This is a genomic window from Methylocaldum sp. MU1018 (assembly GCF_053646775.1).
In genome coordinates this window covers 459,581-473,315 of sequence record NZ_CM132195.1, presented here as the reverse complement: position 1 = coordinate 473,315, position 13,735 = coordinate 459,581, and the positions used below count along the sequence as shown (strand labels likewise).

Here is a 13,735-nt window from a genome sequence, read left to right as displayed (position 1 = left end):
CAAATCGTAAAATGCGATAACGAAGGACGAAACGGCAGGTCTGGCGCGCAGCCGCCGAGAGGAGGCCGGATATAACGGGTCCGACGCGTGCCGCTTCATTCAGGATCGATACCGGCTCCGTGATTTCGATCGAAGGATGGTTCGAGTGCTGATCACATGCTACGAAACAGTACTTTAGATCGACTACCAGATTCCAAAAACGAAAAGAGTCCATGCATAAAACAAATCGATTCGTAGTTGCACCGCTGGCGCTTGCCCTGATTTTTTCCGGATGCGAATACCTCAAACCAAACGTAACCAAGCCGGCGTCCTTACCGGAAAATTTAACGGCCGAGCGTCCGAAAATCGAAACTACCGTTCCGCTGCAAACCGAAGCGATCGCCCAGGAACCGCCGAGGCCGCCCGAATATTACCCTCCATCCGGCAGCGTGATCGGCCCCGGCGCGCCTGTCGAGAAAGCCCGCCGCAAGGAAGGAAAGTACACCCTGAACTTCGATGATGCCGATCTGGGGGAAGTGGCCAAAGTCATGCTGGGCGACATGCTCAAGGTCAATTATGTCTTGAGCCCGAAAGTGGCCGGCAAGGTGAGCCTGCAAACGGCCCGTCCCCTGGCCGACGACGAACTGCTCCCCACCCTGGAGATGCTGCTCAAGATAAACGGAGCGGTATTGATCCGGGACAAAGGGCTCTACCGCATCGAACCGGAGACCACGGCGACGGCCGACGCACCGGGCGCGCGATTGGGCATCGCCGGGCAATCGTTGCCCGCAGGCTACCAATTGCGGGTGGTGCCTTTGCGTTATGTAGGCGTGCAGGAAATGCAAAAGGTCATCGAACCCATGATGCCGCCCAAGTCCATCGTGCGCGCCGACGAAAACCGGAACGTCATGGTCCTGGCGGGAACCGGCGAGGAGCTGGAGGGAGTGCTCGAAACGATCCGCATGTTCGACGTGGATTTCATGCAGGGCATGTCGGTCGGACTGTATCCCCTCAAAAACGTCGAACCCGCCATGCTAACGGAAGAACTGAACAAAGTTCTGGGCGACACGACCAAAGGCCCTCTGGCCGGCGTGATTCGCTTGCTGCCCATCGAACGCCTGAACGCCATTCTGGCGGTGACGCCCCAGCCGCGCTATCTGGACGAAGTGGAGACCTGGGTCGAACGCCTGGACCGCTACAGCAGTACGCGGGCTGGCGGAGTCCATGTCTATCGGGTACAGAACGTGGACGCCGTGGAACTCGCCGAAACCTTGTCCAACATATTCGGCGGCGGTCCTGGACCGCGGCGAACGCCCGGCCCATCCCTGGCGCCGGGCATGCAAGGCACGACCATCGGAGGCGTGGGGGGCGGCGGGGGCTTCGATCAAACCGGCGGTGGCATCGCCTCCGGCAGCGAATCGACGGGAATCTACGGCGGCGGCACGGGAAGCGCTCTCGGCGGCGCCAACTCGATGTCGAGCGGCTTCGGCTCCACGGCGGGAGGACTGGGCGGGACCACAGGAGGACTGGGCGGGACCACAGGAGGACTGGGCGGGACCACAGGAGGACTGGGCGGGACCACAGGAGGACTGGGCGGCGTAAGCGGCCGAAGAACCGGCGGCCTGGGTACGCGAGGCGGGATCGGCGGTGCCCGGGCCGGCCGCGGCGCGACGGTGGCCGAACTCGGCGGCGTCCGCATCGTGGCCGATCCGCCCAATAATGCCTTGATCATCACCGCCAAAGCGCAGGAATACAAGGAAATCGAAGCGGTGATCAAGGAGTTGGACATCATGCCCTTGCAGGTGCTGGTGGACGCCACGGTTGTCGAAGTCACACTGAGCGGCAACCTGCAATACGGGCTCCAGTGGCTGTTCAATCAAGGCAGCAGCGCGTATGGACTGGGCAGCACGACAGCAGGACAAGAAAACGGTTTAACGACAAATGCGCTTACGACGGCTGCCGCAGCAGCCGCAGGAGGGGGCTTTTCCTACGCCCTCGTCAACAGTGCCAAGGATATCCGGATCGTCCTCAATGCCTTGGCGAGCGAGAACAAGCTCAACGTGATTTCCTCGCCCTCCTTGATGGTGCTGAACAATCAGGAAGCCCAGATCAACGTGGGCGATACCGTTCCCCTCGCGACCGGTCAATCGACCCTGCTCGCCGGCGTCGGCACCACCAATCAACCGGCCATAACCTCTCAGTTTCAGTACGTCGACACCGGCGTGATCCTGCATGTCCGCCCCCGGGTCAACGCGGGAGGACTGGTGACCCTGGAAATCACGCAGGAAGTCAGCACGCCTCATCACATCACAGTAGGGAATACCGATACGTTCACCATCTCGAAGCGAGCGATCGAAAGCGCGGTGGCCGTCGGAAACGGCGGAACCATCGCCTTGGGCGGCCTCATTCGAGACAATCACACCAAGGATTTATCAGGGATACCCTTCCTGAGCAAGATTCCCTGGATCGGTCCCTTGTTCGGGACGACCACAAAGAAGCTCGACCGAACCGAACTGGTCGTGCTTCTGACGCCCAGGGTGGTTCAGCAGGAAAAGGATATCGGTGCGATCACGTCCGAATTCAAACGAAAACTCACCGGACTTTTCGAAGAGACGGGCCGGCCCGGCGAGCTGAGACTCAAAACCAAGGAATAGAACACGCCCGGCACCGTGCATCGGACGGCGCAGACCGGGCGCCGGTGAAGTAGCCTCGGCGTACCGGCCTCAAGCGGTTAATGGCCTTTTTCGCACGAGCAGGTCTCCGGTCACTCCGCGAACAAGGCGTCCACGAATTTCCGTGCGTCGAAATCCTGTAGATCGTCGATGCCCTCGCCGATCCCGATGAACCGGATCGGCAACCCGAACTGCTTGGCTAGGGCGAAAATGACGCCGCCCTTGGCGGTGCCGTCGAGCTTGGTGAGCGCGATGCCCGTCAGCCCGACCGCCTCGTTGAACAGCCTGGCCTGCGAAATCGCGTTCTGGCCGGTGCTGGCGTCGAGCACCAGCAGCACCTCGTGCGGCGCGGTTTCGTCCAACCGGCTCATGATGCGCTTGATCTTGCTGAGCTCCTCCATGAGATTCGACTTGGTGTGGAGGCGTCCCGCGGTATCGGCGATGAGCACGTCGACACCCCTCGCCTGGGCCGCCTGCACCGCATCGTAGATGACCGACGCCGAATCGGCCCCGGTATGCTGGGCGATCACCTGGACGTTGTTGCGCTCGCCCCAGGTCTGCAATTGCTCGACCGCCGCGGCGCGGAAGGTGTCGCCGGCCGCCAGCATCACGCTGTGCCCCTGGTTTTGCAGGCGCTTGGCGAGCTTGCCAATGGTCGTGGTCTTGCCCACGCCGTTCACGCCCACAACCAGGATGACGAAGGGCCGGGTCTCCGCCGGGATGTCCAGCGGGAAACTGACGGGCCGGAGAATGTCGTACAAATATTCGCGGAGGCTGGCCGCCAAGGTGGCGATGTCGCCGAGCTGATGCCGCTCCAGGCTTTCCGTCAGATGGCGAACGATGTCCTGAGTCGCCGTCACGCCGATATCGGCCATGAGCAACTGGGATTCGATATCTTCCAGAACATCCCGGTCGATGGCTTTCTTGCCGAGGGCGAGGGTTCCGAGAAAGCCGGTGAGACCGCCGCGGGTTTTTCCGAGTTGGCTTTTGAGCCGAACGAATAAGCCTTCCGGCGTGGGCCGTTCGGGCACCTTTTCGACCGGAACCGGCGGAACGATCGGCGGCAAGACCTCGGCGGACGGCGCGACGGCGATGCGCTCGGCGACTATCTCGCGCTCGGGCGCCTCAGCCTCGATCCGGCGCGGCAGGCGCAGATAAAGATGAACATGGACCAGATTCAGCCAAAGCAGCGCGGCCACGGCATGGTGCGCAACCGCAACGGCAACCGGCAAGCGCAGCAGAACCGCCGCGATCCCCAGGCTGACCTCCGCCAGCAGCAAAAAGCTGAGAAGCACGCCGGCCTTGCTCAGGCGAGGCACCTTGCGGTTCGAGGTGATCGCGAAAGCCAGCACGCTGAGCACCAGAAACACCGCGACGGCTCCCACGCGATGCGCCCAATGGATGGCGATGCGGGCATCCAGCGGCAATCCGCCCTTTTGATAGTCGGGACCGATTCCTCGCCAAAGCGTAAAGCCTTCGGCGTAATCGGCACCGGGCCAATACGAACCCATGCACGTGGGGAAGTCCGGGCAGGACAGCGCGGCGTAATTGGACGAGGTCCATCCGCCCAGAAAAATCTGCGCGAACAGCAACAACAGGGAAAAACCGCTCAGGCGGCGCAGCCAGCGGGTATCTCCGGCCGGGGGCGTCTGCGGACTCACTGCGAGGTACAGCCAATACAACAAGGCGAGCGTCACAAACCCCGCCAATAAATGGGCCGTGACGATGGCCGGCATGACCAGAAATTTCACGGTCCACATGCCGAGAAGCGCCTGCCCGATCACCAGGGCAAGGCTTGCATAAGTCAACGCGATCGCCTTGCCCCGGTTTTCCCGCACCCGGAACACCAGTCCGGCCAGCACCAGGACGGAAACGCCCAAAGCGCCGGCCAGATAACGGTGGATCATTTCTTTCCAGGCTTTGGCCGCCTCGAACGGAGCATGCCGCAACGCCTCGGCGATCTGCGGCTCCTCCACGATCATCTTTCCGTAACAGCCGGGCCAATCCGGACAGCCGAGCCCCGCATCGGAAATACGGACATAAGCTCCCATCGCCATGACGCAAAAGGCGAGAATCAGGGAAAAAAGGGTTAAGTTTCTGAAGAACATAGTCCTATGTTGTTATTGTCGTCTCGACGTTCGAGCCCGGTGATCCGGAGCGGATAGCGGTCCCGGTTCGGAGGCTGTGTGAAGAGAAGCTTCGCGAATCCCGGCCGTAGAGCATTTCGCGGTCTTTCAGCCGATCTGTGACGCGCGAAGCAGATGCTTCAAATCCTTGAGCACGCCGTAAGGATCGAACCCGGAATCGTACCACAGGGCCGCATTTCCGAGCGGATCGACAAGAATCATCATGTCCTCGGCTAACGGTTTTCCGACCACGGCCGCCAGTTTCTGCGACAAAGCCTCGCTCGTTACCGCCACCAGCAGGGTTTCGTCGTCCTTGAGCACGGGAGCGAGACCGACCGCGGCCGAGTCATCTCCGACCAGCAACAAACGGTGCACCCGCGGAATTTCCTTGTTCAGCATGAGCCGGATTTGCCTGGTCTTGTGAAGAGTTTCCGCACAGCGGTCGGCGCATGTGCCCGAAACCACGTGCAACATCACCCAGCGGCCTTTGATTTCCGACGACATGTCGCTCTGGTTGACGGGGCGAGCGAGCAATTCGCCGTAATCGAGGGGTTTCGGCGGCAGGATCAAGCTGCCGTAGTTGCTGCGCTGGGTGATCAACTGCGGATTTTTGGCGTAATACCACGCCGCAGCGAAAGGAATGATGGAGATAAGCGCGATAAAAACGATCAGGGCGCGATTTCGCCACAGAGAGCTTTTTGGAACAGACATGGGACGCATGGAATTGAAAAAATTAGGACATTATCGTCTTCGCCCGCGATTTGACGCCGTGCCGAACATACAACACTAGCGCGACCAAAGCGAACAGAAACCATTGCAGCGCATAGCCCAGGTTTTTTCCCGGATCTGGACGGTTTTCCTTCCAGGCCCGGACGTAACCTTCGCCGGCCGTTTCATCCGCCAGAATCTGATAGGGAAGCACCGCATACCCGAGCCGCTCGCCGATGCGGGCGGGGTCCACGACTTGCACCACGGCCGGCCAACCGGGCGTGGGTATTTCGGCGCCTTCGAGCCGCAAACCGACATCCGGAAAGCGCTCCGCCGTGCCGGCGATGCGCACGGTCGGCTGGCGAATATCCAGCTTGGGCAGTTCGGAACGGTTCGACCCCAGCGGTATCCAGCCCCGGTTCACCAGAACCGCGGCATCGGTCCCCGCGATGCGCAAAGGCGTCAACACATGGTATCCGGGGCTTTGCCGATGAATCTGATTGTCCAGGAGAAATTGATGATCCACGTCGTATTCGCCGGAGACGATGACGCGCCGATATCGAATGCCTTCCAGGCTCGGTTCTTCGGCGCGCAGCGTAAGCGGCTGGTCTTGCATCCGCTGCTGCTGCAACGCTATCAGTTCCTTCTTTTCGTCGGCGCGATGAAGCTGCCAAACGCCCAAGGAAACGAACAGGGGAAGGGCTACGATCAAGCCCAGCGAAGCCGCCAGCCCCGGTTTGAAGCTATAATCACGCAATCGTCACCTCTGGTGTAAACGTCCGGTCATCGCACCGCCTCAACCACACTGAATATCATTCGTGAAAGCGTTCATCATTCTGGTCCTGCTGATCATCATCGGAAGCCTGGGCACGGCGCTGGTTTACCTCGTCAAGGACCGCGCCCGCTCTCCGCGCACGGTCAAGGCCTTGACCATCCGCATCGGCTTATCCATAGGCTTGTTCTTCCTCTTGCTCCTGGCCTACCGCCTGGGACTCCTGCACCCTCACGGCCTTCCGGTCGGCCGAATTCCGCCGCCCGCGGAGAATCAGGGCCAGGCCGACGGCTTACGGCAACCGCCTTAATGTAACTCTGATTAAGTCCTTCGACGGCTCAGGGCGAACGGTAACGTATCGATTCCGTTCGTGGCGAGCCCTTCCAGGCTCAGGACAGGCCCTTCGACTCTGCTCAGGACAGGCTTGTCGAACGCTCTTCCGAGCCTGCCCCGAGCCTGTCGAAGGGGCATGAACGGAATCCGCTTGTTCTCGGAGCTTCCTTAACCGCGCGGTGAATTCCGAAATGCGGCGTTCCATTCCGGCTGCCGCCAAGGACGTTATGATACCCGGTGCAGGCGTAAATTGAGCGAGATTTTGCGTGCCGCAGGTTTGGCCGAGGATGGCGAATGGATGTATCCGGGACGCCCCGAGCATCGCCGCCGCTATCGATTCGACGCGCCGATTCACGGAAAGCAGCCGAAAAAAAGCCCGGCAACCAGGAACCGCCAAGCTTTCTCCGGGCTGTTACCTGCGTGAAGCAAAGTGTGAGGCCCCGTTCGATCGCCTCGCCCCGACTCGATCGGAGGGCGAAGGGCTCGCGGCTTTTTTGGGCTATCGGTAACGCTATTACCGGTGGTAAGACACCACCCGATCGACTTCCGCTTTCGACCCCAAGATCACGGGTACGCGCTGATGAATGCCGGCCGGCTCGATCTCCATGATGCGCCGGCGTCCGGTGGAACTCGCCCCGCCCGCCTGCTCGACGATGAAACTCATCGGATTAGCTTCATACATCAAGCGCAGCCGGCCCGGCCTGCCGGCGTCGCGGGTGTCGTAGGGATACATGAAGATGCCGCCCCGGGTCAGGATGCGGTAAACCTCCGCGACCATCGAAGCCACCCAGCGCATGTTGAAGTTCTTCTCGCGGCCGCCGTCCCGGCCTTTGAGGCACTCGTCGATATAGCGCTTGACCGGCTCTTCCCAATAGCGCTGATTGGACATGTTGATGGCGAATTCGGAGGTCTCTTCGGGAATCCGCATATTGCGGTGCGTCAAGACGAATTCGCCCACATCCCGGTCCAGGGTGAAGCCGTTCACGCCGTTGCCGGTCGTCAGCACCATCAGGGTGGTCGGACCGTAGGTGCAGAACCCCGCGGCCACCTGCTTGGTCCCCGGCTGGAGGAAATCCACCTCGGTCGGGTTGTCCCGGCCTTCCGGCGCGCGAAGGATGGAGAAAATCGTGCCCACCGTCAGGTTGATGTCGATATTGGACGACCCGTCGAGAGGATCGAAGCAGATCAGGTATTTTCCTTTCGAATAGCCCGGCGGAATCCGAATGATTTCGTCGTTCTCCTCGGACGCCATCGCCGCGAGATGACCGGTCCACTCCAGCGACCCGATGAAGATATCGTTGGCGATCACATCCAGTTTTTTCTGCGCTTCGCCCTGAATGTTTTCGGAACCCGCAATCCCGAGATTGCCGGCCAGTCCGCCCCGATTCACCTCGTGCGCGATGGACTTGCAGGCGGTCGCGATATCGCTGAGCAGCATCGTGAACTCGCCCGTGGCGTTCGGACTCTTGCGCTGCTCGTGGATGAGAAACCGGGTCAAATAGTCGCCGTTCATGTTTTCTCCCTTGATGACGAAAGTGATAAAAGCCGCCATCCCTAACGGCAGGGAATCCGCGCCCTATGCCGCCCCGACCCGGGCGATCTTCAAGGCGTTGGTTCCGCCGCGCACGCCGGTGAGATCGCCCTTGGTCAGAATGACCAGATCGCCCGGCTTCGCCAGGTCGCGCTTCAGGAATTCGTCGATGATCTCTCGATTCAGCACCGCGTGATCGGATGTCGTGCTGTGAAAGCTGATGGGATAAACGCCGCGATACAGGGTGACTTTGCGGCAGGTTTTTTCGTGCCGGGTCAGCGCGTAAATCGGAATGCCGGAACTGATGCGCGACATCCACAGAGGCGTCGAGCCCGATTCCGTCTGCGCGCCGATCGCCGCGACCGGCAAATGGTTGGCGATATACATGGACGCCATCGCAATCGCTTCGTCGATGTAGTCGAAGGTCTCGTCGATGCGGTGGGTGGACTGCTGGAGCCGCGGATGCTGCTCGGCTTCCCTGCATATCCTGCTCATTGCCGCGATCGCCTTGTCCGGGTAGTTGCCGGTGGCCGTTTCGGCGGAAAGCATGACCGCATCGGTGCCGTCGATCACCGCATTGGCCACATCGAACACCTCCGCCCGGGTGGGCATCGGACTGCGGATCATGGATTCCATCATCTGGGTGGCGGTGATGACCGCCCGATCCCGGCTGCGCGCCAGCTTGATCAGGTCTTTCTGCACCCACGGCAGGACGGCGTCGCCGATTTCCACGCCGAGATCGCCGCGCGCCACCATGATGGCGTCGGACGCATCGACGATGGCCTCGATCACGCCCGGGTGCAGAGCCTCGGCGCGTTCTATCTTGGCTACGATGCCCGCTTCTCCCCCGGCGGCGCGCAGCAAGTCCCGCGCTTCCTGGATATCCGAGGCGGATCGCGGGAAGGACACGGCCAGGTAATCGGCATCGATTTCCGCGGCCGTCCCGATGTCCTCCTTGTCCTTGTCGGTCAGGGCCGCGGCGGACAGGCCGCCGCCCTGCTTGTTGATGCCCTTGTGGTTGGATAGCTCGCCCCCGACGATCACCCGGCAGACGATCCGCGTGCCCTCGATCCGGTCCACGCCCAACTCGATGCGACCGTCGTCCAGCAGCAGAACGTCGCCCGGCCGCACGTCTTTCGGGAGATCGGGATACAGGCAGCCGACCTGGCGTTCGTCGCCCTGATCCGGGGGAAAGGCGATGTCGAGATCGAAGCGGGCGTTTTCTCGAAGGTAAACCTTGCCGTTCCCCAGGAACCGCGCAATCCGGATCTTGGGTCCCTGCAAATCGACCAGAATGCCGACGTGCCGGCCCAGTTTCCGGCTGATCGCGTTCACCGCCGCGGCGCGCTTTTTGTGAGTCTCGGCGTCGCCGTGGGAAAAATTGAGCCGGACGACGTCGATGCCCGCTCTGATGGCCCGCTCCAAAACGGCGGGATCGTCCGTGGCCGGACCCAGAGTCGCTACGATCTTCGTTCGCCTCATCGTCATCGCTCGATTTCTAGCCGGCTTCCATCAAAGCCACCGTGGCATCCAACATCCGGTTGGAGAAGCCCCACTCGTTGTCGTACCAAGCCAGCACTTTGACCATGTTGCCCTGCATGACCTTGGTAAGGGTCGCCTCGTAAATCGAGGAGCGGGCGTCGTGATTGAAATCCATGGAGACCAAGGGCAGATCGTTGTACCCGAGAATACCCTTCAGCGGGCCTTCCGACGCCTTGCGGATGACGTCGTGAATCTCGTCCTTGCTGGTTTTGCGCGATGCCACGAAGGTGAGATCGACCAGCGAAACGTTGATGGTGGGCACGCGAATCGCGAAACCGTCCAGACGCCCGGCCAGCTCCGGCAGGACCAATCCGACCGCCGCCGCGGCTCCGGTCTTGGTGGGAATCATCGATTGCGTGGCGGCCCGGGCGCGGCGCAGATCCTTGTGGTAAACGTCGGTCAGCACCTGGTCGTTGGTGTAGGAATGAATGGTGGTCATCAAACCGTGCTCGACGCCGATCGCCTCGTGCAGGGGCTTGACCAGCGGCGCCAGGCAGTTGGTGGTGCAGGACGCGTTGGAAATCACCGTGTCGCCGCTCTTCAGCGCGCGGTGATTGACGCCGTAAACGATGGTGGCGTCCACGTCTTCTCCGCCCGGCGCGGAAATGATCACTTTCTTGGCGCCGGCGGCGAGGTGGGCCGATGCCTTGGCCTTGGAGGTGAAGATGCCGGTGCATTCGTGGACGACGTCGACGCCCAGATCGCCCCAGGGCAGCTTGGCCGGATCCCGCTCGGCAAACACGCGAATCCGGTCGCCGTTGACGATCATGCAATCGCCATCCACCGAAACTTCCCCCGGAAAGCGGCCGTGTACCGTATCGTATTTGGTCAGGTGAGCGTTGGTGTTGGCGTCGCCCAAATCGTTGATCGCCACGATTTGAATTTCCCCGGTCCGTTGCGACTCGTACAAGGCCCGCAGGATGTTCCGTCCGATGCGGCCATATCCGTTGATTGCAACTTTAATTGTCATGGTTATTCTCCAAACTCAAAGGATAACGGTACTGATGGGATGGTCTTGATGATTCTTGAATTGGACCGATCTCGTCCGGACGCGTTCGCGCTGGCACTTGGAACGGAGAGTGAAGTGACTCGGCATAACTTGGCCTTTCGCCCGAGGATTCGCCAGCCGCGCTCGCGTCCCGGCTTTCTTGAAAAGACTGGGTTTCGAATATAGCAAACTCAAACTTCGTTATCCAGTTATTGAAACCGGCCGGCCCGCGCGCTAGCGTAGGCCGAAATCTTGGTAAGGAGCGGCGAAATGTATTCGAAGGAAGTGTTCCATCGTTCCCGAGAACGCCGGCGGGAAAGGCGCGCCTTGGCCGCTGCCGTTTACAACCTTTCGCGAACCCTGCTTTACCGGAGCGGTGAAGCAGCCTTGTTCGTCCCGGTCCGCAGCATGCAGTATCTGGCCGTGATCGATCCGGAGGAAATCGTCTTTCTGGACGGCGCCGTTTCCCGCAGCGACATCGTCCTCGCCTGGCAAAGCTTCAGGGCCGCGGAGCGTAGCGCCCTGGACGAGCCGGTCATCTACGAGGCGGTTTATTACACGGACGATGCGCCGACCATCATGCCGCGCATCCAAAGCGAATTTCCGCGCGCGCTACGGCAAATGGACGAAAAAAACCGGAGCGCGTCCGGTGCGAATGCCAAAATCATCCCATTGAAAAAGCGCCGATGACAAATCCTCGCGGAACATTCGGGCTGCCTCCGGCCGCCCTCAAATCGAGCGTCCGGCCGGAAGATCTGCCCTTCGCAACGACCGAAGACCTGGAACCGTTCCACGGCATGCTGGGGCAAGCGAGGGCCCACTCGGCCATCGCCTTCGGCGTCGCCATGCAAAGACCGGGTTACAACATCTACGTGATGGGCGAAGCCGGAACCGGGCGCCTCTCGCTGGTCACCCAATACCTCAAGGCGCGAGCGCGGGAACAGCCGCCTTCGAGCGATTGGGCCTACATCAACAATTTCGACGACCCGCGCAAGCCTTTTGCATTGGAACTCCCGCCGGGCCAGGGAAAATCCCTGTTCGCCGACATCGAAACGCTGGTCGACAACCTTCTGGCCACCTTTCCGGCGGCCTTCGAGAACCCGAGCTATCAAAGGCGCAAAACGGCCATCGAGCGGGAGGTCAAGCAACGTTACGGCCGGGCGGTCGACAAAGTCGAGCGGCGTGCAAAGGAACGCAATATCGCCCTCTTCCGCGACGGCGACACTGTCGTATTCAGCCCCCTGATCAACGGCAAACCCGCCGGAGAAGACGATTTCGCCGCCTTGCCGGAGGCCGAAAAAAACCGGTTCCACGATCATGTCAGGGCCTTGGAGGATTACCTGAACGAGCTTCTCGCGGAAATGCCGCAGTGGAAGCGCGAGAGCATCGACCAGCTACGGCAGCTCGACAAATCGACGATCGACGAAGCCATCGAGCCCCTGTTGGCGGGCTTGCACGAAAAATACGCCGACCTGCCCGCGGTGCTGTCTTATCTGGCGGAAATCCGCCGCAGCCTGCCGCGCGTCGTCGCCGAGCACTTGGCCGGGGAGCGCGGATACGAGCCCCACGAGGAAGCGGCCAAACGGGCGGCTCTGATCGCGCAATACGCCCCGCGGCTACTGGTCAGCCACGGCCCCGATGCCGGCGGGCCCGTGGTCTACGAGGCGAACCCCAACCACCCCAACCTGTTCGGCCGCCTCGAATACGTCAGCGAGCAAGGCGCCTTGACCACCCATTACCACTTGATTTATCCCGGCGCGACGCATCAGGCCAATGGCGGCTACCTGATCCTGGAGGCCGAAAAGCTGATCGCCGAGCCGCACGTCTGGCCGACGCTGAAACGAACGCTCAAGACCCGCCGCATCAGGATCGAGCCGCCCGCCGAATATCAACCGGCCGTCGCCCCGACGATCGATCCGGATCTGATCCCGCTGTCGGTCAAGCTGATTCTGGTCGGCTCTCGCGAACTTTATTACCTGTTGCAATCGATGGACGAAGAGTTCAACGAATTGTTTCGGGTTCTCGCCGAATTCGACGACGATATCCCACTCACCCCGGCATCGATGCTGACTTTTGCGCGGCTCGTCAAAACCCACGCCGAAGCCGACGGGTTCAGGCCGATCACCGCGGACGCCATCGCCCGGCTGATCGAGTTCAGCTCGCGGGCGGCGGAACACCAGGAGCGCCTTTCCGCACAGGTGCACGACGTCTTCGAACTGGTCGCGGAGGCGGAGCAATTCCGCGGACAGGAGGGCGCGAAAGCGATTGCCGGGCGCCATGTCCAAAAGGCTTTGTCGGCCAAGGAAGAACGCCTCGGACGGATCAGCCAGGTTCTGCTGGAAGACATGCTGAGCGATACCATCCTGATCGACACCGACGGCGACTCCGTCGGCAGAATCAACGGCCTAACCGTATTGGAGGTCGGAGACTGGCGATTCGGAATGCCGGCGCGCATCACCGCCACCGTTTATCCCGGCAGCCGCGGCGTGGTGGACATCGAACGGGAAGTCGAACTGGGCCAAGCGATCCATTCCAAGGGCATCATGATTCTCTCGGGCTATCTGGGCCACAAATATGCCTCCGAATTCCCTCTGGCGATCTCCGCCAACATCGCCCTGGAGCAATCCTACGGCTACGTGGACGGCGACAGCGCGGCCCTCGCCGAATTGTGCGCCTTGCTTTCCGCCCTGACCGGCGTGCCGCTGGCGCAGTCCTTCGCCGTCACCGGCTCCATCAATCAATACGGCGAAGTACAAACGGTCGGAGGCGTCAACGAAAAGATCGAGGGCTTCTTCCGCCTGTGCCGGGCGCGGGGACTGACCGGGATGCAGGGGATCGTCATTCCCAAGGCCAATACTCGCAACCTGATGCTGAAAGACGACGTCATCGAAGCCGTTCGCCGCCGTGCATTTTTGATTCACGCAGTGAGTTCGGTGGATCAGACCCTGGAATTGCTGACCGGGCAAAAAGCCGACGACATCAATCGTCTTGCCGTGGCCAAACTGCGGCAAATGGCCAGGCACGCGGAGCGGAAATGCTGAGAGTCATGGTCGAGCGCCGGGAACGGCCACCGCCCCATCGACT

General features: G+C 61.2%; 10 protein-coding genes. 4 read left to right on the top strand and 6 right to left on the bottom strand.

The window, feature by feature from the left end:
- The first annotated feature begins 212 nt into the window (after positions 1–212).
- A complete protein-coding gene (gene gspD, locus ACWJKU_RS02215; RefSeq protein ID WP_454145397.1) occupies positions 213–2,633 on the top strand; it encodes a type II secretion system secretin GspD in 2,421 nt (806 codons plus the stop codon).
- Between the two features lie 110 nt (positions 2,634–2,743).
- Here the strand turns inward: gspD and ftsY are convergent, their stop codons facing one another.
- The 3 genes from ftsY to ACWJKU_RS02200 all read right to left on the bottom strand — a co-directional run bounded on the left by ftsY (position 2,744) and on the right by ACWJKU_RS02200 (position 6,242).
- Positions 2,744–4,759, bottom strand: a complete 2,016-nt coding sequence (gene ftsY, locus ACWJKU_RS02210; protein WP_454145396.1) for a signal recognition particle-docking protein FtsY — start codon at positions 4,757–4,759, stop codon at positions 2,744–2,746.
- A gap of 126 nt (positions 4,760–4,885) precedes the next feature.
- Positions 4,886–5,488, bottom strand: coding sequence for an SCO family protein (locus ACWJKU_RS02205; protein ID WP_454145395.1), 603 nt, complete (start codon positions 5,486–5,488; stop codon positions 4,886–4,888).
- 22 nt (positions 5,489–5,510) lie between these two features.
- Positions 5,511–6,242 carry an SURF1 family protein gene (locus ACWJKU_RS02200; RefSeq protein WP_454145394.1) on the bottom strand — a complete coding sequence of 244 codons (732 nt, stop codon included), beginning with the start codon at positions 6,240–6,242 and terminating at the stop codon, positions 5,511–5,513.
- A 61-nt stretch (positions 6,243–6,303) separates the two neighbouring features.
- On the opposite strand from ACWJKU_RS02200, the gene ACWJKU_RS02195 reads away from it, so the two are divergent.
- A complete protein-coding gene (locus ACWJKU_RS02195; protein WP_454145393.1) occupies positions 6,304–6,567 on the top strand; it encodes a twin transmembrane helix small protein in 264 nt (87 codons plus the stop codon).
- A gap of 537 nt (positions 6,568–7,104) precedes the next feature.
- On the opposite strand, the gene ACWJKU_RS02190 is transcribed toward ACWJKU_RS02195, so the two are convergent.
- The 3 genes from ACWJKU_RS02190 to gap are packed head-to-tail and all read right to left on the bottom strand — an operon-like array spanning position 7,105 to position 10,633.
- Positions 7,105–8,142 carry a class 1 fructose-bisphosphatase gene (locus ACWJKU_RS02190; RefSeq protein WP_454145392.1) on the bottom strand — a complete coding sequence of 346 codons (1,038 nt, stop codon included), beginning with the start codon at positions 8,140–8,142 and terminating at the stop codon, positions 7,105–7,107.
- Positions 8,143–8,166: 24 nt separating this feature from the next.
- Positions 8,167–9,609 carry a pyruvate kinase gene (gene pyk / locus ACWJKU_RS02185; protein WP_454145391.1) on the bottom strand — a complete coding sequence of 481 codons (1,443 nt, stop codon included), beginning with the start codon at positions 9,607–9,609 and terminating at the stop codon, positions 8,167–8,169.
- Between the two features lie 10 nt (positions 9,610–9,619).
- Entirely contained in the window at positions 9,620–10,633 is a 1,014-nt protein-coding gene (gene gap / locus ACWJKU_RS02180) for a type I glyceraldehyde-3-phosphate dehydrogenase (protein WP_454145390.1), read from the bottom strand.
- 288 nt (positions 10,634–10,921) lie between these two features.
- Between gap and ACWJKU_RS02175 the strand changes: the two genes are divergently transcribed.
- Positions 10,922–11,341, top strand: coding sequence for a hypothetical protein (locus ACWJKU_RS02175; protein ID WP_454145389.1), 420 nt, complete (start codon positions 10,922–10,924; stop codon positions 11,339–11,341).
- Positions 11,338–13,692 carry a Lon protease family protein gene (locus ACWJKU_RS02170; RefSeq protein WP_454145388.1) on the top strand — a complete coding sequence of 785 codons (2,355 nt, stop codon included), beginning with the start codon at positions 11,338–11,340 and terminating at the stop codon, positions 13,690–13,692. The genes ACWJKU_RS02175 and ACWJKU_RS02170 overlap by 4 nt, the downstream gene beginning before the upstream one ends.
- Positions 13,693–13,735 lie beyond the last annotated feature (43 nt).

Excerpts from the sequence above, each read along its gene's own strand:
- gap (WP_454145390.1), bottom strand. The coding sequence starts at position 10,633 with ATGACAATTAAAGTTGCAATCAACGGATATGGCCGCATCGGACGGAAC.
- pyk (WP_454145391.1), bottom strand. The coding sequence starts at position 9,609 with ATGACGATGAGGCGAACGAAGATCGTAGCGACTCTGGGTCCGGCCACG.
- ACWJKU_RS02205 (WP_454145395.1), bottom strand. The coding sequence starts at position 5,488 with ATGTCTGTTCCAAAAAGCTCTCTGTGGCGAAATCGCGCCCTGATCGTT.
- ACWJKU_RS02175 (WP_454145389.1), top strand. The coding sequence starts at position 10,922 with ATGTATTCGAAGGAAGTGTTCCATCGTTCCCGAGAACGCCGGCGGGAA.
- gspD (WP_454145397.1), top strand. The coding sequence starts at position 213 with ATGCATAAAACAAATCGATTCGTAGTTGCACCGCTGGCGCTTGCCCTG.
- ACWJKU_RS02170 (WP_454145388.1), top strand. The coding sequence starts at position 11,338 with ATGACAAATCCTCGCGGAACATTCGGGCTGCCTCCGGCCGCCCTCAAA.
- ACWJKU_RS02190 (WP_454145392.1), bottom strand. The coding sequence starts at position 8,142 with ATGGCGGCTTTTATCACTTTCGTCATCAAGGGAGAAAACATGAACGGC.
- ftsY (WP_454145396.1), bottom strand. The coding sequence starts at position 4,759 with ATGTTCTTCAGAAACTTAACCCTTTTTTCCCTGATTCTCGCCTTTTGC.